The 18176-nt window shown below is 64.2% G+C and carries 19 protein-coding genes; 13 read left to right on the top strand and 6 right to left on the bottom strand.

Translation table 11 applies throughout. The features are described 5' to 3' along the window. Positions 1 to 6: 6 nt before the first annotated feature. The 6 genes from HKW67_RS18330 to HKW67_RS18305 form a co-directional block, all read right to left on the bottom strand. Entirely contained in the window at positions 7 to 834 is an 828-nt protein-coding gene (locus tag HKW67_RS18330; protein ID WP_171226759.1) for a glycosyltransferase family 2 protein, read from the bottom strand. Beyond that, positions 831 to 1835, bottom strand: a complete 1005-nt coding sequence (locus tag HKW67_RS18325; protein ID WP_171226758.1) for a UDP-glucuronic acid decarboxylase family protein — start codon at positions 1833 to 1835, stop codon at positions 831 to 833. Before HKW67_RS18325 ends, HKW67_RS18330 begins: the two co-directional genes overlap by 4 nt. 116 nt (positions 1836 to 1951) lie before the next feature. Further along, positions 1952 to 2359: a VOC family protein gene (locus HKW67_RS18320; RefSeq protein ID WP_171226757.1), complete on the bottom strand. Its 408-nt coding sequence runs from the start codon at positions 2357 to 2359 to the stop codon at positions 1952 to 1954. A 73-nt stretch (positions 2360 to 2432) separates the two neighbouring features. After that, entirely contained in the window at positions 2433 to 3392 is a 960-nt protein-coding gene (locus tag HKW67_RS18315) for a sigma-70 family RNA polymerase sigma factor (protein ID WP_171226756.1), read from the bottom strand. Next, positions 3392 to 3772 carry a DUF1801 domain-containing protein gene (locus HKW67_RS18310; RefSeq protein WP_171226755.1) on the bottom strand — a complete coding sequence of 127 codons (381 nt, stop codon included), beginning with the start codon at positions 3770 to 3772 and terminating at the stop codon, positions 3392 to 3394. The genes HKW67_RS18315 and HKW67_RS18310 overlap by 1 nt, the downstream gene beginning before the upstream one ends. A 12-nt stretch (positions 3773 to 3784) precedes the next feature. Further along, positions 3785 to 4996 (bottom strand): FG-GAP repeat domain-containing protein, encoded by a 1212-nt coding sequence (locus HKW67_RS18305; protein WP_171226754.1) that lies wholly within the window; start codon positions 4994 to 4996, stop codon positions 3785 to 3787. A gap of 364 nt (positions 4997 to 5360) precedes the next feature. On the opposite strand from HKW67_RS18305, the gene HKW67_RS18300 reads away from it, so the two are divergent. The 13 genes from HKW67_RS18300 to HKW67_RS18240 all read left to right on the top strand — a co-directional run bounded on the left by HKW67_RS18300 (position 5361) and on the right by HKW67_RS18240 (position 18165). After that, positions 5361 to 5570, top strand: a complete 210-nt coding sequence (locus HKW67_RS18300) for a heavy-metal-associated domain-containing protein (protein WP_171226753.1) — start codon at positions 5361 to 5363, stop codon at positions 5568 to 5570. A 13-nt stretch (positions 5571 to 5583) separates the two neighbouring features. Further along, positions 5584 to 6000 carry a cupredoxin domain-containing protein gene (locus HKW67_RS18295; protein ID WP_171226752.1) on the top strand — a complete coding sequence of 139 codons (417 nt, stop codon included), beginning with the start codon at positions 5584 to 5586 and terminating at the stop codon, positions 5998 to 6000. A 28-nt stretch (positions 6001 to 6028) separates the two neighbouring features. After that, positions 6029 to 8419: a heavy metal translocating P-type ATPase gene (locus HKW67_RS18290; protein ID WP_171226751.1), complete on the top strand. Its 2391-nt coding sequence runs from the start codon at positions 6029 to 6031 to the stop codon at positions 8417 to 8419. An 84-nt stretch (positions 8420 to 8503) separates the two neighbouring features. Then, entirely contained in the window at positions 8504 to 10387 is a 1884-nt protein-coding gene (locus HKW67_RS18285) for a hybrid sensor histidine kinase/response regulator (protein ID WP_171226750.1), read from the top strand. A 68-nt stretch (positions 10388 to 10455) separates the two neighbouring features. Beyond that, positions 10456 to 10821 carry an NADH-quinone oxidoreductase subunit A gene (locus HKW67_RS18280; protein WP_171226749.1) on the top strand — a complete coding sequence of 122 codons (366 nt, stop codon included), beginning with the start codon at positions 10456 to 10458 and terminating at the stop codon, positions 10819 to 10821. Positions 10822 to 10889: 68 nt separating this feature from the next. Beyond that, complete coding sequence (locus tag HKW67_RS18275; protein ID WP_171227742.1) at positions 10890 to 11387, top strand: NADH-quinone oxidoreductase subunit B; 498 nt, start codon at positions 10890 to 10892, stop codon at positions 11385 to 11387. Between the two features lie 2 nt (positions 11388 to 11389). Next, on the top strand, positions 11390 to 11890 hold the full coding sequence (locus HKW67_RS18270; RefSeq protein WP_230981057.1) for an NADH-quinone oxidoreductase subunit C: 501 nt from the start codon (positions 11390 to 11392) through the stop codon (positions 11888 to 11890). Then, on the top strand, positions 11880 to 13097 hold the full coding sequence (gene nuoD / locus HKW67_RS18265) for an NADH dehydrogenase (quinone) subunit D (protein ID WP_171226747.1): 1218 nt from the start codon (positions 11880 to 11882) through the stop codon (positions 13095 to 13097). The genes HKW67_RS18270 and nuoD overlap by 11 nt, the downstream gene beginning before the upstream one ends. Next, a complete protein-coding gene (gene nuoE / locus HKW67_RS18260; RefSeq protein ID WP_171226746.1) occupies positions 13094 to 13579 on the top strand; it encodes an NADH-quinone oxidoreductase subunit NuoE in 486 nt (161 codons plus the stop codon). The genes nuoD and nuoE overlap by 4 nt, the downstream gene beginning before the upstream one ends. Further along, the gene (gene nuoF, locus HKW67_RS18255; RefSeq protein ID WP_230981056.1) at positions 13576 to 14904 is read left to right on the top strand and encodes an NADH-quinone oxidoreductase subunit NuoF; all 1329 of its coding nucleotides are present in this window, start codon (positions 13576 to 13578) and stop codon (positions 14902 to 14904) included. Before nuoE ends, nuoF begins: the two co-directional genes overlap by 4 nt. Next, positions 14901 to 16361: an NADH-quinone oxidoreductase subunit G gene (locus HKW67_RS18250; protein ID WP_171226745.1), complete on the top strand. Its 1461-nt coding sequence runs from the start codon at positions 14901 to 14903 to the stop codon at positions 16359 to 16361. The genes nuoF and HKW67_RS18250 overlap by 4 nt, the downstream gene beginning before the upstream one ends. After that, complete coding sequence (locus tag HKW67_RS18245; protein ID WP_171226744.1) at positions 16358 to 17512, top strand: complex I subunit 1/NuoH family protein; 1155 nt, start codon at positions 16358 to 16360, stop codon at positions 17510 to 17512. The genes HKW67_RS18250 and HKW67_RS18245 overlap by 4 nt, the downstream gene beginning before the upstream one ends. Beyond that, positions 17509 to 18165 (top strand): 4Fe-4S binding protein, encoded by a 657-nt coding sequence (locus HKW67_RS18240; RefSeq protein ID WP_230981055.1) that lies wholly within the window; start codon positions 17509 to 17511, stop codon positions 18163 to 18165. The genes HKW67_RS18245 and HKW67_RS18240 overlap by 4 nt, the downstream gene beginning before the upstream one ends. Positions 18166 to 18176 lie beyond the last annotated feature (11 nt).

The raw sequence follows: 18176 nt of genomic DNA, 5'->3' as shown, positions 1-18176 counted from the left end.
ATCCCGTCACGAGTCGCTCGCAGCGGACTCCAGTGGCGTACTCTCCCGCATCCACGTTTCCAACGCCGGCTTCACTCGCACGCCGTGCGTGAGCGGCGCGCGCTGCGACTGAAAGATGTTCACCAGCACACAGCGCACGAACGTGGGCCATTCGCGCCACACCGCGATGTGACTCGTACCGAACAACCGCGCGTATTCATGCGTAGGCCGGTTCACGACACGATAGCCGTAGGCCAGCACCTTCATCACCATTTCCTGCTCGATGGTGTGCCGGTCTTCGGCGAGCTTGACCTCGAGCGCGACCTCGCGTCGAATGGCGCGGAAGCCGTTCAAGGTATCGGTGAGGGCGACATCGAACCGCCGGTTGATCGCAATGTTCATCGAGATGTTGCCGATCGTGCGAATGAGCTGGCCCACCGTGACCGACAGCTCGTCGGTGCCACCGGAAAAACGGCTGCCCACACACAATTCAGCCTCGCGGGCCAGCACCGGTCGCACGAGCGACGGAATATCCGTCGGATCATGCGAACCATCGGCGTCGAGAAAGACGACGACGTCGGCCGTGGTCTCGCCGAGGCTTTGCCGAACGGCGGCGCCTTTGCCGCGTCCGCGGTCGGTGATCACGCGCGCACCCGCGGCGCGGGCCTGCTCGGCGGTGCCGTCGCGCGATCCACCGTCGAGTACCAGCACTTCGTGCACATAGCGCGCGGATTCGCGCACGACTTCGGCGATGGTGCGCGCCTCGTTCCGTGCGGGGATCACCGCCGCCACTCGCGCGTCACCGTACTCGTGGATCGTAAACGCGCTCGCCAATGCACCCACGATCGCGCTCACCGCTCCGCGGCGCTCGCCAGCCCCGCCCCGCCGATGAGCTCCGGCACTTCACCACTCGCCAGCAGCGTGTCGAAATACGCGATCGTGCTGGCCAGACCAAGCTGCATCGACACGCTCGGCTCCCAGCCCAGCACCTCGCGCGCCTTCGTGATATCGGGCTGACGCTGGCGTGGATCATCGGGCGGCAGCGGGCGGCGCACCAGCTTGGAGCGGGATCCCGTGAGGCCGATGATGGTTTCAGCAAGCGCTCGCACGGTGCACTCCTCCGGGTTGCCGAGATTGATCGGGCCAACGACGGAGTCGGGCGACTTCATCATCCTATGCAGTCCGTCGATCAGATCGCTCACATAGCAGAAGGACCGCGTCTGCTCGCCGTCGCCGAACAACGTGATGTCGTCGCCGCGCAGCGCCTGCATGATGAAGTTCGACACCACGCGCCCGTCATTCGGATGCATGCGCGGGCCGTACGTGTTGAAGATGCGCACGACTTTGATGCGCACCTTCTCCTGATGGTAGTAGTCGAAGAACAACGTCTCGGCGCATCGCTTCCCCTCGTCGTAGCAGGAGCGCGGACCGATCGGATTCACATTGCCCCAGTACGACTCCGTCTGCGGGTGCACGATCGGGTCCCCATACACCTCCGACGTGGACGCCTGCAGCACCTTGGCCCGCAGCCGCTTGGCCAGCTCCAGCATGTTGATCGCGCCGATCACACTGGTCTTGGTGGTTTGCACCGGATCGTGCTGGTAATGCACCGGCGACGCCGGGCAGGCCAGATTGTAGATCTCGTCGGCTTCCACATTGAGCGGCATCGTGACGTCGTGCCGCAGCAGTTCGAAGCGCTTATAGTCGAGCAGATGCTCGACGCCGCGCCGCGAACTGGTGAAGAAGTTGTCGACACACAGCACCTCGTGCCCCTGCGACAGCAGCAGCTCGCACAGATGCGAGCCAAGAAATCCGGCACCACCTGTGACGACGATCCGTTGTGGGGTGACAGGCATGCGGGACGACGGAAGAAGGAGGCGGGCAGGCGACGGGCGTCACGAAAAATGGCGGACTCCCGCTGACAATGGCACCCGCGCTGCCCGCTTGTCTCCCCTCCCGCGAGCCTTTCGCGCTACTGGATGGTGGCCGGGTCCATCCAGAACACCTCCCAGTGATGCTCGTCGAGGTCGTAGAAGCTCCAGGCGTACATGAACCCGTGGTCCTGCACCGGCATGGCTTCCCGTCCGCCGGCGGCGACGGCCTTCTGCACCATGTCGTTCACCTCCTCGCGATTGTCGCAACTCAGGGCGAAGAGCGACTCGGTGTGCGTGCGCGTATCGCAGATCGCCTTCGTCGTGAATCCGCCGAAGAACGGCTCGGTGAGCAGCATCACGTAGGCCTCCTCGCTCACGATCATGCACGCCGCGTTCTGGTCGGTGAACTGCGGGTTGAACGTGAAGCCGAGGGCGGCGAAGAACGCCTTCGTGGCGTCCAGGTCCTTCACCGACATGTTGAGGAAGATCTTGCGGGCGGTCGCCATGGGAGGATTGGGCGTGAGGGAGACGGCGTAGACAATCGGCATATATCTCTTCGACCCACCATCCACCCGAAAATCATCGGTCGAGTCGCATCGGCAATTCGAAGTGGGGAAACAGCGTCTCGGTGTCGAGGAAGTAGTGCATCGTGCCGATGCGATCGCCGACGAAGTCGAGCACGATGAGCGACCAGGGCTCAGCCCCATTCTGCCGGTACTGCGCGAAGGCCGGTGCTCCACTGGCTTGGGTCGCCACGAGGCGCGAGGGCTTGCAGCCGGCGCCACGGCCGGTGAGCCAGTCGGCCACGTCCACGGGGCCCTGCAACCAGAACGCATAGGGCGGCATGCACATCACCACATCGTCGCGCAGCAGCGCCGTGAGGGCCGGCACATCGTACGCTTCGAAGGCGGCCACGAACCGCTCGAGCGTGCGCTGCTGTTGGGCGTTCAACTCCATCGGCGTGCCGGTGGGCGCACTCGAGCGGCGCGCGTCGAGGGTGGCCCGGGCCCGCTGCAGCGCACTGTTCACCGCGGCAGTGCTGAGGTCGAGGCAGTCGGCGACTTCCGCCGCCGACCAGTTGAGCACCTGCGTGAGAATCAGGGCCGCGCGCTGACGCGGCGGCAACGCCTGTAGCGCCGACACGAAGGCCAATCGCAGATTCTCGCGCATCACGGCGCGCTCGTGCGGATCGTCGGTCGACGGGATCGCGCGCACATCGGGAATGGGCTCGAGCCAATGCGCACGCGGGCGCGTCGTCAGCTCGTCGGTAGTCGCGGAACGCGGCATGTCGTCGAACGCCAGGACGCGCGGCGTGCGATCGCCGAGCGCATCGAGACATACGTTGGTGGCGATGCGATGCAGCCACGTGCCCAGCGCTGAGCGACCATCGAATTTCTCGAGCGCGCGCCAGGCCCGCAGCATGGTCTCCTGCACCGCGTCCTCGGCGTCGACGACCGAACCCAGCATACGATAGCAGTGACCTGTGAGCGCGGCCCGATGTGTATCGAGATCGATCGCCGCGAGAGCGTGCGGAGCCATTAGCGGACCTCCTCGATCCAGTGTCGCAGAATGTGCGTCAACGCGTCACGCTTGGCGTCGACATCGGCCAGATCACGCAGGGCGATGATGGCACGGTCGGCGCTCTTCCACTGCAGCAGCGTGTGCGGGTCGGGCACGGTGGCGCGCACCGCGGCGTCGGGCCGACCTTTGGCGCCCAAATGCAGCACGAGCTGGAAGCCGGTCTTCGCGCGCAGGTGGAACGTGGCAAAGTGCTCCGTGGTGTGGAAGCTGGGCGCATTCCACTTCACCGCTTCGCCGATACGGGGGTCGGCTTGCAGGATGATGTGCCGCAACGTGTCGATGGCATCGCGCTGCGGATGATCGAGCGTGGCGAGCAGGCCGTCCACGTCATTCGGCATGGCGTGCGGTCCCTATCGGCGAGGAGCGGGCTTCAGCGGAGCGGGCTTCAGCGCCGCGCGCCGGCCGAAGTACAGCACGTTCGGTGCCTCCGAGCGCCCGGCCGCGATGTCCACTTGGCCGTCTCCGTTCACATCGCCGATGGCAAAGCCGTACACCGTACCGCGGCCGTCGCCGAACCGTACCCTCGCGAAGGTGGTCCCGGTGCGGATGTACGCCACCGACTCCGCCTCGACGTAGCCCACCACGATATCGGTCAGGCCATCGGCGTTGAGATCCCCCACGGCCAGAGCGTACGGCGCCGTTTGCTCCCGACCGAGTGACACGCCGGCCGCGAAGCCACCGTCGCGTACGCCGGTATAGAGCGACAGGCCATTTGCTTCGTCGATGGCGACCAGATCCAGAATCCCGTCGCCGTTGAAATCGCCCGTTTCCGACGCCCGGATCGCCGCGTCGGCCGGACCGAAGGGCACGCCCGCGAACACAGGATCGGGGCCAAGGCCGGCACCGATACCGGTACCGGGACCGGTCCCGGTGCGCCGCTGCTGCAGATACACCATGCTCTGCCCGCCGTCTCGGTGCGGTACGATGAGGTCGACGAGCCCGTCACGGTTCACGTCGGCGGGCGTGATCGTGGTGGCCGACTCGCGTGAAAAGCGGATGCACTGGTCGTCGAACCGGCCGGCACCGCGATTCAGGCAGACGTAGTTGCCACCTGGATTCTTGCCGTACCGGTTGGCCACGATGATGTCGGGGAGGCCGTCTCCGTTGATGTCGGCCACACTGGCATTTCGCGTGGGCCACTCGGCCTTGCCGAACGTGGATCCAACCGAGAAGTGTCCCGCGCCATCGTTCAGGTAGACAAGGCTCGGGTCGGGACGATCGTTGCTAAGCACCACGTCGAGATCGCCGTCACGATCGAGATCCACCAAGCGGGCTGCATATGATCGGTCGGAGGCGGTGCCCAGGTCACGCGCCGGAGCGAAGCCGCCTTTGCCGTCGCCGATCAGCACCCGGTCGACCAACGGCCAATGCCGCCCCTTGGCGAGCACGATGTCCGGTTTGCCGTCGCCGTTCACGTCCCCGATGCTGGCGTTCGCCGAGGTTTCGGCGGTGGTCTCGAGCAGGAGCACGCGATCGAACTGCGGCAGCGGCAGTTGGGCGCGTGCGTCGGCGAGAGGTGACGACAACGCGAAGAGGACGACGGCAAGGCAGAATGTGCGCATTTCCCAACCTGTGCCGCCGTTCCTGTGGTCGCTAGCTGGATACGAACGGAAACATGCGGTTCCTGACTGACACGGATACGAACTGATAGGAACCGATAGCAACCGATCCCCGTCGGTGCGCGACGGGCTCAGCGGCTCGACCGCCTTTCAGTTCAGTACATGAAAAGTCGGGTTTCTTGACGATGGCCCCCATTCACGGGCGAATCCGTTCGCAGCCGTTCCTATCGGTTCGTATCCGTGTCAGGCAGGAACCGCCCGTTTCCGCGTTTTCCCAGTCTTCCCCGCCGTTGACATAGGGGTGGGGGGTATATACACTTAATCTCAAGGGCACTTGCCCCTCCCCCATTTCAATTGGAGCGACCCGATGGACAAGCTCACGATGCAGATCTCCGGCATGACCTGCGGCCATTGCGTGGCCGGTGTCACCCGCGCCCTCAAGGGTGTTCCTGGCGTCACCGTCGACCACGTGGTCATCGGGACCGCGTCGGTCGAGTACGACGCGAACACGACGACGCCGACGGACATCGCGAAGGCCGTTGAAGAAGAAGGCTACCGCGTCGTCACCGCGGCCTAACCCGGAGACCGCCATGACCGGTATCGAGTGGATCGTTGTGCTGGGCGGTACCGCCACGATCGTCTGGATCAACTGGTACTTCTTCGCCTCGTCGCCGGTGACCGCCTCGGTCACCGCCTCCGCTGTGGCGTCCGTCGCCACGGCCGGGGCCACGGCGACGGCCGGACCGCCGAGTATCACGATCACGGTCGACGGCGGCTACAGCCCGCAGTCGGTGCAGGTCCCGGCGGGACAGCCCGTACGCCTGATCTTCGACCGGCGGGACACCGGGAGCTGCTCCGACGAGGTCGTCTTCCCCGATTTCGGGATCCGCAAATTTCTCCCGACCGGGCAACAGACGACGATCGAAATCACACCACCCAAAGCTGGTACCTACGCTTTCATGTGCGGCATGAGCATGCTGCGCGGCTCCGTGATCGCTGTGGCCTAACGGCGCACACGGGCAACAAGGAGGTTCAATGGACACCATTCGTATTCCGGTCAGCGGCATGACATGCGCCGCGTGCCAGTCGCGAGTGCAGCGCACACTGCAGAAACAGCCGGGCGTCAGCGACGCGACGGTCAATCTCATGATGCACAATGCGACCGTGACCTTTGATCCGGCCGCGACGTCGCCCGACGCACTCGTTGCGGCCATTGTCGACACCGGGTACGGGGCAGCGCTGGCCCCGCCCGATCAGTCGGCATTCGAGGAGCAGGAAGCGCGTGATCGCGCGACCACCACGGAATATCTCACACTGCGTCGCAAGGCGATCGTGAGTGGTATCGCCGGGGCGATCGCCATGATCATCTCCATGCCGCTCATGAGCCAGCTGGCGGCCACCATGCACGCGCACGGCGGCGCGTCCACCATCGGCGATCCCTTCATGCGCTGGTCGATGACCGTGCTCGACCCCGCGCTCCGCCGTGTGGCGCCGTGGATGTACGCCATCGATCCGCGCGTCACCACCTGGCTCCTGCTGGCGCTCACGCTGGGCGTGATGACCTGGGCCGGACGGCACTTTTACACCGGTGCCTGGTCTGCCTTTCGCCATCACGCCGCCGACATGAACACGCTCGTGGCGGTCGGCACCGGCGCCGCGTTTCTCTACTCCGTGGTAGCGACCGTCGCCCCCGAATTCTTCGTCAGTCGGGGGTTGGCACCCGATGTGTACTACGAAGCCGTGGTGCTCATCATCGCGCTGATTCTCACCGGCAACATGTTCGAAGCGCGCGCCAAGCAGCGCACCTCGTCGGCGTTGCGGGCGCTGGTGCACCTGCAGCCGAAAACCGCACGAGTGCTGCGCGATGCGCAGGAGCTCGACCTGCCGGTCGAGTCGGTGATGGCCGGCGATACCGTGATCGTGCGCCCCGGCGAGCGCATTCCGGTTGACGGCGAGCTGCTCGCCGGTAGCAGCGCCGTCGATGAGAGCATGCTGACCGGGGAATCGATGCCGGTCACGAAGGGGGTTGGCGACCGCGTGATCGGCGGCACCATCAACGCCACCGGCGCCTTTCGATTCCGCGCCACCACTCTGGGTGGCGATAGTGTGCTGGCGCAGATCGTGAAGCTGATGCGCGATGCGCAGGGCTCGCGGGCACCGATTCAACGGCTGGCCGATCGCATCTCGGGCATCTTTGTGCCGATCGTCCTCTCGCTGGCGGTGCTCACGTTTATGGTATGGTTCGTCGCCGCGGACAGTGCGCCGGCGGTGCGCGCCTTTGCCGCGTCGGTGGCGGTGCTGATCATCGCCTGCCCGTGTGCCATGGGGCTCGCGGTGCCGACCGCCGTCATGGTGGCGACCGGCAAGGGCGCCGAGCTGGGTGTGCTGATCAAAGGGGGCGAAGCTCTGCAGCGCGCCGGGGATCTGAACACGGTGGTGCTCGACAAGACCGGCACGGTTACCGAGGGCAAGCCCGCGGTCACCGACGTGGTCCTCGCCACCGATGGCGCGTTCGTGCACCGCGAGCATGACCTGCTGCGAATGGTCGCGTCGATCGAGTCACGCAGCGAACACCCGTTGGCCGATGCCATCGTGCGTCATGCGCGGGGGTTGGGCCTCACGGTGGCTGAACCCGACACCTTCGAATCGCAAACCGGCCGCGGCGCGATCGGCGTCGTGCGTGATGGCGACGCGACGACGGGCCGCGACGTCGCGATCGCCGTCGGGAACGCGGCGCTCATGGCCGACTATTCGGTGGACACGGCGTCGGCGCAGGCCGATGTGGATCGCTTGGCCAGCGATGGCAAGACGCCGATGTTCGTGGCGATGGATGGCGTACTCGCCGGCGTGATCGCCGTCGCCGATCCCATCAAGGAGAGTTCACGGGCCGCGATCACGCAGCTACACGCCATGGGTCTCGAGGTCGTGATGCTGACTGGCGACAATCAGCGTACCGCCGACGCGGTAGCGCGCCTGGCTGGCATCGATCGCGTGGTCGCCGGCGTGCTGCCGGCCGGCAAAGTCGCGGAGATCACCCGCCTGCAGGCGCTGGGACGGGTGGTGGCGATGGTCGGCGACGGCATCAACGACGCCCCGGCCTTGGCGCAAGCCGATGTCGGCATGGCGATCGGCACCGGCACCGACGTCGCCATCGAGGCGGGTGATATTGTGCTGATGCGCGGGGATCTGCGGACGGCGGCCCAGGCCATCGCGCTCTCCCGTCGGACCATGCGCACGATGAAGCAGAACCTGTTCTGGGCCTTCGTCTACAACGTGATCGGTATCCCGGTGGCAGCGGGTGTGCTGTATCCCGCCTTCGGACTCCTGCTCAGCCCCATTCTGGCCAGCGCGGCGATGGCGTTCAGCTCAGTGAGTGTGGTCTCGAACAGTTTGCGGTTGCGACGGTTCGCCGCGACCATCCAGTAGCCTTCGCACGGTACAGGCGTCTACACTTCATGGCGCTGCCATGACGTGCTGCCACGCATTTTCCGGCCCGACTGGATTGGACCTGTGACCGTTTCAAGCTCCGACGCGCTACGCCAGACGTTCCGCGACGTCGCCATCGGCATGGTCATCACCGATGCCGACGGTCAGATCGTCCAGACGAATGACGCCTTCTGCCGTCTCCTCGGCTACGACGAAACTGCCCTGTGTGGCCGCTCCATTGCCTCGTTGATTCACGCCGACGATCAGGCGGTCGATTCGCGCGTGCTGCGCGAGCTGCTCGCGGGCGTGCGCCGCAGCGATGTGATCACGAAGCGCTTCGTCCACGCCAGCGGCCGCGAGGTCTGGGGGAGCGTCAACCTCTCGGTCATTCGCGAAGACGACGGGACGCCGGCGTTTATCGTGCGCATGACCGAGGACGTCACCGAACGCCGGCGCATGCAGGTCGAGCGCGATCGGTTCTTCGATCTGTCGCTCGATATGCTCAGCATCGCCAACTACGACGGCTGGTTTACCCATGTGAATCCGGCGTGGACGCGATGCCTGGGATGGACGGCCGAGGAACTCACCAGTCGTCCATTGATCGAGTTTGTTCACCCCGACGATCGGGACAAAGTCTTTGCCGACCGGAAGAAGATCTTTCCCGGACAGCCCATGCGTGACATCGAAAATCGGTATCGGTGCAAAGACGGTTCGTATCGCTGGTTGTCGTGGAGCGTGCATCCGCAGGTCGATACGCGCCAGGTGATCGGCGTGGTACGTGATATCACCGAGAAGAAACGGGACGAGGCAGAACGTCGGCTGCTGGAGGCGCGCGTGGCCCGTGCGCAGCGCATGGAGGGCATCGGTACGTTGGCGGGCGGGATTGCCCACGACCTGAACAACGTGCTCGCGCCGATCCTGCTCTCGATCGAGGTGCTCAAGGACGAACTGGGCTCCGACACGCAGCGCGAGGTACTCGAGACGATCGAGGCAAGCGCCCGGCGGGGTGCCGACATGGTGCGGCAAGTCTTGTCGTATGCCCGCGGCGTGGAGGGCCAGCGCGTGACGCTGAGCATGTCGGCCGTGATGCGCGATGTGTTGCGGCTGGTGCGCGATCGCCTCATGTCCGACGTACAGATCCACACGTCACTCCCGGAACACCTGTGGACCTTCGCGGGCGACTCCACGCAAATTCAGCAGGTCATGCTCAATTTGCTGCTGAATGCCAAGGACGCGATGCCGGGCGGAGGAGCGATCACGATCGCAGCGCGCAACGTGGACCTCCGCAGCGTCGATATTCCCGAGCCCGGACTGCCGCCCGGTGCGTACCTACAGATTGAAGTGCGCGACACCGGCTACGGTATTCTGACCGAGCATCTGGACAAGATCTTCGACCCGTTCTTCACCACCAAAGGGATCGGCGAGGGTTCGGGACTCGGACTCTCGACCTCGCACGCCATCGTGCGCAGCCACGGCGGATTTTTTCAGGTCGAGAGCTCGCTGGGCAGCGGCAGCATCTTCCGCGTGTCACTTCCCGCATCGCAGTCATCGGCGGCACCGACGCCCGATCCCATGCCGACGATGCCGCAAGGCGCCGGCCAGTGCATTCTAGTCATCGACGACGAGGACTCGATCCGTCGCCTCCTGCAGACCACGCTCCGTCGCGCTGGCTACCGCGTGCACGTGGCCAGCAATGGCTCGGAAGGGGTGCAGCAATTCACGACGCACCAAGCTGAGATCGCGTTGGTCTTGACTGACCTCATGATGCCGGTGATGGACGGGATCGAGGCGATTCGGACCATCCGGGCCATCGATGCCACCATGCGAATCGTGGCGATGAGCGGGCTGGCCACGACGGAGCGTCGCCGGGATGCGCTGCTCGAGGGTGCATCCGACTTCCTCGCCAAGCCGTTCTCGGCGGATTCGCTGTTGACGACCGTGCGCGCGGCGATCCTGAGTATTCAGTAGAGGCTCAGCCGGACCGTCGCGCCCGGAATTAGGCATCAAGAAGGCTCAGGCGCTAGTTTGCACGTACGATGAGCCCTTACATCACCTTCCTGCTGTATCTGCTGGCGATCGTCGGATTTCTGGGGCTGGTGCTCACGCTGAACGCGTGGCTCGGCCCCAAGCCGGCGATGACGAGCACCAAGTTCGAGCCCTTCGAATGTGGTGCGACGCCGGTGGATTTCGTGAACGTGAAAGCGGTGCCCATCAAGTACTACGCGGTGGCCATCATTTTCATCCTGTTCGACCTCGAGACGATGTTCCTGTTCGTCTGGGCTCTTGGCGCTCGACCGCTCTCGGGGTTCCTGATGTTCACGCTGGCGCTGTTCATCTTTCTGCTGGTCATCAGCCTGCTGTACGTCTACAAGGCGCGCATTCTGGAAGCGGTGACGGAGTAATCATGTACGGCAAACCGCTTCCCATCGTGGACGCCCTCGGCGCGCCGGCTGCGTCAGCGCACGCGTCCGTGAACGCGCCCGCGCACACCAAGTCCGCGTCGTTCGAGTATCTCACCACGCGGAAGGACGAACTGGTGGGGTGGGCACGCAAGTTCTCGCTCTTCCCGTATCCGTTCGTGACCGCCTGCTGCGCCATGGAGTTCATGGCCGTGAGTGCCTCGGCCTACGACACCGACCGCTTTGGCGCCGCCCTGCCCCGTTTCTCGCCCCGTCAAGCCGATCTGCTCATGGTGGTCGGGACGGTCACGCAGAAGCAGGCGCCGATTCTTCTGAAAGTGTACGAGCAGATGTGCGAGCCGAAGTGGGTCATGGCCTTCGGCGTGTGCGCAACATCAGGCGGCTTCTATCAGAATTACGCCTCGCTGCCCGGCATCGATCGCATCATCCCGGTGGACGTGTACGTGCCGGGATGTCCGCCGCGCCCCGAAATGGTGATCGATGGCATCATGCAACTGCAGGAAAAGATCGCCAACGGCAAGCATCTCATCGTGAACGAGTCGTTCTGATCGTGACCACACCGTTTCTCGATCTCGTGGAGCAGCAGTTTGCGCCGAGCACCGGCATCGAGTCGCATGGTGTGCAGCATGGCGTGCTGGTACTGCACCTCGAGCCGGCGGCACTGCTGCCGGTGGCCGAACGCCTGAAGTCGCAGTTCGCGTTCGACCTCTTTCTCGACGTCACCGCCATCGATTGGCCCGACGACGCGCTCCGTTTCGAGGTCGTGCACCACTTCTACTCGACGACGCACAAGGTGCGCGTCCGGCTGAAAACGCGCGTGAGTGCAAGCGATCCCACCGTGGACACGCTGACGTCGCTGTTCGGATCGGCCGGGTACATGGAGCGCGAGTGCCACGACATGTACGGCATCGTGTTCCGCGGCAACGACGACCTGCGCCCCATTCTGCTGTACGAAGGTTTTTCGGGACATCCGCTGCGCAAAGACTACCCCAAGCAGCTGGAGCAGCCGCTGGTCCCCTACCGTCCGCCGCAGGGTACCCTTGTCCGCTAGCATCCCGAATCCGGTCCGCTCCGCCTTCACCACACACGAGCGCGACGACACCGTCATCGTCAACATCGGACCGTCGCACCCCGCGACGCACGGCACGGTGCAGATCATCGCCGAGCTCGATGGCGAGAAGGTGCTTCGCACCGACGTGCACTGCGGCTATCTGCATCGCGGGTTCGAGAAAGAGTGCGAGGATCACACCTGGCACAATCTCATTCCGTACGTCGACCGCCTGAACTACTGCTCGGCGCTGATCAACGACTTCGCGTATTGCGATGCCGTGGAACAGATGATGGGTATCGAGATCACGCCGCGTACGAAGTACCTGCGCACGCTCCTCTCCGAGTACTCACGCATCACCGACCACCTCACGTGCGTGGCGGCGAGTCTCATGGAGCTTGGCGCCATGACGGCGTTCCTGTATCTCGTCACGGTGCGCGACTTCATGTACGAGCATCTCGCCGCGCTCACCGGTGCGCGCGTAACGTACTCGTACGGCCGCATCGGCGGACTCGCCAACGACGTGCCCGATGGCTGGTTCGCGCGCCTGCACGAGATCCTGGCCGAGTACGAGACGTATATCGAGCGTGTGCACGGCCTGGTCGATCGCAATCGCATCTTCATCGACCGGTTGCGCAACGTAGGCACGATCAGCACCGCCGACGCGCTGCACTGGGGCTTCACCGGCGTGATCCTGCGCAGTACCGGCGTGCCGCGCGACCTGCGAAAGGACACGCCGTATCTGGCGTACGCCGAGCTCGACTTCGACGTACCGGTCGGAATCAACGGCGACAACTACGATCGGTACTACGTGCGCATGCGCGAGATGGACGAGTCGGTGTACATGATCCGTCAGCTCATGGACATGATGCCCGAAGGTCCGATCAACTTGGACGATCGCCGTTGCGTGTTTCCCGAGAAGACGCTCGTGTACAACGAGATTGAATCGTTGATCAACCACTTCAAGCTCGTCATGGAAGGCCCGTCGGTGCCGGCGGGCGAGATCTATCTGGCGCACGAAGCGCCCAACGGAGAGCTCGGATTCTTCCTCGTGAGCACCGGTGGCGGCACGCCGCACAAAGTGCATGTACGGTCGCCCAGCTTCGTGCATATGGGTGGCGTCCACCGCATGCTCGATGGCTATCAACTCGCCGACATCGTCACGACGTTCGGCTCCGTGAACATGATCGGTGGGGAGTGCGACCGATGACCGGTCTCGTACAACGTCTGATCCCCGAGTTCGAACAGTGGAAGCGCCGCTATCCGGCCGGCTTCGACGGTTCGCTCTCGATTCCCGCGCTCCGTCGCATTCAAGAAGAGCGCGGCTACATCGCCGACGAAGATATCTCCGATCTCACCGCGTACCTCGGTGTGCCGCGCACGCAGATCGATGAAGTTGTCGCCTTCTACACGCAGTTCACGCGCGTGCCGCTGGGCACGCACCACATCCAGGTGTGCCACAACGTGAGCTGTTCGCTGCGCGGCGCGGAAGGGTTGGTGAAGCATCTGTGCGGACGACTCGGCATCAAGCCGGGCGAGACCTCCGCCGACGGGCAGTTCACGCTGACCACGGTGGAATGCCTGGCGTCGTGCGGCACGGCACCGATGATGATGGTGGGCGATGCCTTCTACGAGAATCTGACGCCGGCGTCGGTCGACGCGTTGCTTACTGAGTTGAGGGGGACATCGTGAAATTCTTCATGAACTTCCCCGTTACCGACACGTCGCACACGCTCGCCGAGTATCGCACGCGCTTCGGCTATCAGGCGTTGGAAAAGGCGCTGAGCATGACGCCGACTGACGTGACCAAGGAAGTCGCGGCAGCGGGCCTGTTGGGCCACGGCGGCGCCGCCTTCCCGGCCGGTCGCAAGTGGGGCGTGGTCAAGCTGGGTGACGGCGAGCCGCACTACGTCTGCATGAATGCCGACGAAGGCGAGCCGGGCACCTTCAAGGATCGCTGGCTCATGGAGTGCGTGCCGCACATGGCGCTCGAAGGGCTGATCATCGGCTCGTACGCGCTGGAGGGACGTCACGCCTTCATCTACATTCGCGGCGAATTCGATCTGGCGCATCGTCGCATGGCCGAGTCCATCGAAGAGGCGTACGCGGCCGGACTGCTGGGCGAGAATATCCTCGGCACCGGCTATTCGCTCGACGTGGTGCTGTATCGCGGTGCCGGCTCGTATGTGTGCGGCGAGGCGTCGGCCATGCTGGCGTCGCTCGAAGGCAAGAAGGGCTGGCCGCGCAATCGTCCGCCGCGTCTCACGGTGAAGGGGCTGTACCAGAAGCCCACGGTCGTGAACAACGTGGAAACGCTGGCGAACGTGCCGGTGATCCTCCGCCTCGGTTCGGCGGAGTTCAGGAAGGTGGGCACGGCCAAGAGCCCGGGCACGCAGATGATCTCGATTTCCGGCCATATCGCGAAGCCGGGCGTCTACGAGGTCGAGTACGGATACTCGTGGACGAAGTTCATCTACGAGGATTGCGGTGGCATGCAGAACGGGAAGGCGCTCAAGTGCATCATTCCGGGCGGCGTGTCCACCAAGCTGCTCAGCGCGAGCGCGATCGAAGGCGTCACGCTCGATCACAACTCGGCGGTGGCGGCGGGTTCGCAGGTTGGCTCGGGAGGCATGATCGCGATCGCCGAAGGCACCTGCATGGTGCGTCTGGCGGCGGTCATTCAGCGCTTCTACCACCACGAGTCGTGCGGGCAGTGCACACCGTGCCGTCAGGGTATGGGCTGGATGGAGCGCATCCTGAATCGCATCGTGGCCGGCGGTGGACGCCCCGAGGACATCGACCAGCTCTACAAGATCTCCGAGGCGAACGACGGCACCACCATCTGCAGTCTCGGTGACTCGGCGGGTTACGCCTGTTCGGCCATCCTCGATCACTACCGTGAGGAGTTCGAGTACTACATCACGAACGGACGCTCCATGTATGACGGCAACCTGACCGTGGAAGACCCGTTCGCGACGTCTCCATTCGCGAATGCGCTGGTCGGAGCCGCCTCGTGAGCAAGAAGATGCTCGACTTCGCCATCGATGGCGTACCGATGCAGGCGGAAGACGGGCAAACCGTGATTCAGGCGGCGCGTGCCAACGGCGTGGAGATCCCGCACTTCTGCTGGCATCCGCAGTTGTCGGTGCCCGGCAACTGCCGCATCTGCATGGTGGAGATCGAGCAAGACTCGGGCGACCCGTGGTTCGATATCGCCTGCAACATGCCCGTCACCGCCGGCATGCGCGTCCTGACCAAGTCGGAGAAGATCAAGACGCTCAATCAGGATACAATGCAGTTCATCACGCTCAACCACCCGGTTGATTGTGGCGTCTGCAACAAGTCGGGTGAGTGTCTGCTGCAGGATTATCACTACGAGTTGAACGGCGCTGCGTCGAAGTCGCGCGATCCGAAAACGCACGCCACGAAGTTCTTCCCGCTGTCCGATCGCATCATGCTGGACAACGAGCGGTGCATCATGTGCACGCTCTGCGTCCGCTTCACAAACGAAGTGTCGGGCTCGAAGGCGCTTGGCGCCGTGAACCGCGGCGATCATGCGCTGATCCGTCCCGCCGAGGACGCCGACTTCAACCTCGACGTCTACTCCGACAACGTGATCGACCTCTGCCCGGTGGGTGCGCTGCTGTCCACCGAGCTGATGAATCATGCGCGCGTGTGGTACCTGCAGGCCACGCCGTCGGTGTGCCCAGGGTGCGAGCGCGGCTGCAGCATCGATGTGTGGCACCGCAAGCACGAGTGGAAGCTGAACGCGCTCGATCCGCGGTTGAATACGACGATCGATCGAGTCACACCGCACGAGAATCCCGAGGTGAACGGCCTCTGGGTCTGCAATAAAGCCCGTGATCTCGCGCATCTGTTCGAACGACCGCGCGCGGAGCAGTCGATGCAGCACGGCGCGCCGGTGGAGTTGGGTGTCGCGATCGCCGCCGCGAAGCAGCTGATTGCCGCAGCACGCAAGCCGGTGGCGATCGTGTCGAGCTGGGGGTCAAACGAGGAGTTGACGGCGTTCCATACTGCGTTCGGCACCACGGTGCCGGGCTTCGTGAAGGCCGATCACCTGCCGCTCCCCGGCGAAGTGCTCGAGGATCATCTACTCATCAAGCCCGACAAGAATCCCAATCGCAAGGCGGCGCTTGCGCTGTATTCGGCGCTTCCCGAGCGCGTGAGTGATGCCCTGTCGGCCGATAGCGACGTGGTGCTGGTGTGGGGTGAAGGCTTCGACAGCGCGTTGGTCCCGTCGGGGGCGAAGGTGATCCGCCTCGATTCGTACGCGCATGCCGCCAACGCAGCGGCCGATGTGTTCATTCCCATCAGCGTGCAGACCGAACGAAGCGGTCACTACACGAACTTCAACGGCGTGGTCACGCCGTTCGAAGCGTGCTTTCCCGTGAAGCCCAGCATCGTGCACGCTGAGGCCCTGTTCGCCGCGCTCTCCGCCGCGTCGGGCGCATGAACGTGTTCATGCCCGATCTCGTCGTGTCGCTGGTCTTCATCACGTATGCCATCGTCGTGCTGCTCAGCTTCGGCGGGTTACTCACGTGGGTGGAGCGCAAGCAGGCCGCCGTGATGTCAGACCGGATCGGCGCCAACCGCGCCTACATCAAGATCCCGTTCACCAACATCAAGCTGGTGTGGCTGGGACTCTTTCATGGCATGGCCGATGGCCTGAAGATGCTCCTCAAGGAGAACTTCAAGCCGAAGACGCACGACGCGCTGGGCTACTTCCTGGCGCCGTTCATCGTGTTCGCGCCGGTGCTGCTGGTGTTCGCCGTGATTCCGTTCGGCGGCACGCTCGATCCGGCCCAGCTGTTTCCGTCGCTGGCCTCGTGGTTCGGTGGCCGCACGTACCCGCTGCAGATCGCGCAGCTCGACGCCGGTATTCTGATTGTCTTTGCCTTCAGCGGACTCACGATCATCGGCACGATGCTGGCCGGCTGGAGCTCGGAGAACAAGTTCTCGCTCCTGGGCGGACTGCGGGCCGGTTCGCAGATGATTTCGTACGAGCTGGTCATGGCCCTCACCATCATGGGCCTGATTCTCGTGTACGGCACCGTCGATCTGGGCGCGATCGTGCGTCAGCAGTCGGGTGTGATGCTGGGGGTGCTGCCCAAGTGGGGCGTGTTCATGCAGCCCTTTGCGGCGTTCCTGTTTCTCACGGCGGCGATCGCCGAGAACAAGCGTATCCCGTTCGACCTGCCTGAGGCGGAGTCGGAGCTGATCGCCGGCTACTACACCGAATACAGCGCCATGAAGATGGGTCTCTTCATGTTCGCCGAGTTCATTCAGATCGCGATCGTGGGCGCGCTGTTCACCACGCTGTTTCTGGGTGGCTACAACCTGCCGTTCATGAGCGACGCCGGCTTCCTGTTTCCCGGCGGCCATGCGGTGGCGCTCAGTCACGGGCTGGTGGTGCCGCTGCAGATGCTCGGCTTCCTGGCCAAGGTCTTCCTGATGTGCGTGATCCAGATCCAGATCCGCTGGTCACTGCCCCGTTTCCGGTATGACCAGATGCTGTCGTTCGCGTGGAAGATGCTGTTGCCGTTGTCGCTGGCGAATCTGGTGGTGACCGCCGTGGCCATGTGGCTGATGGGGGGTGGCCAGTGACCACGCCGATCAAGCCCGACGTGAAGCCCCCGGCTCCGCCTGTTGTGCGCACCGTGAAGTACGCGCGGAAGCAGTACTGGAACGAGCCCACCATGACGTGGTGGGAGAAGGCGTACTTGCCCGAAGTTTTGCGCGGGCTGGCGATCACGACCGGGATCTTCCTGCGTAACATGGGCAAGTGGATCACCGGCCGTCGTGGCGCCGTCACCACGTACTATCCCGAAGAGAAGCGCGCGGATTTTGCGCCGGCGAACCGCGGCAAGCATATCCTTACACAGCGTCCCGACGGGTCGCCGCAGTGTATCGCGTGCAACATGTGCGCGACCGTGTGCCCCGCGAAGGTGATCGAGATCGAGTCCGCCTTCGACATCAACGATCCGGCGCATCCCAAGTCGCCGATCCGCTTTGAGATCGACTATTCGCGCTGCGTGTTCTGCGGCCTGTGTGTCGAGGCCTGTCCGGAGGATGCCATCCGCATGGAACAGGACATCCCCAACCTCGTGTCGGGCGATCGCTACAACATGTGGCTCACGATGGATGAGATGCTGACCTGGAATCCGAAGCAGGACGTGCTCAAGCCCTATCCACCGAAGCCGGTTGCTTTGAAGGTCAGCGACAGCATTATGCGAGGGCGCGAGTCATCGACACACTGATTCTGGGCCTG

Origin of the sequence: Gemmatimonas groenlandica, from assembly GCF_013004105.1 — a bacterium.
GTDB classification, from domain to species: Bacteria; Gemmatimonadota; Gemmatimonadetes; order Gemmatimonadales; family Gemmatimonadaceae; genus Gemmatimonas; species Gemmatimonas groenlandica.
The sequence above is the reverse complement of the archived record's forward strand: the minus strand, read 5'-3'. Positions and strand labels throughout refer to the sequence as shown.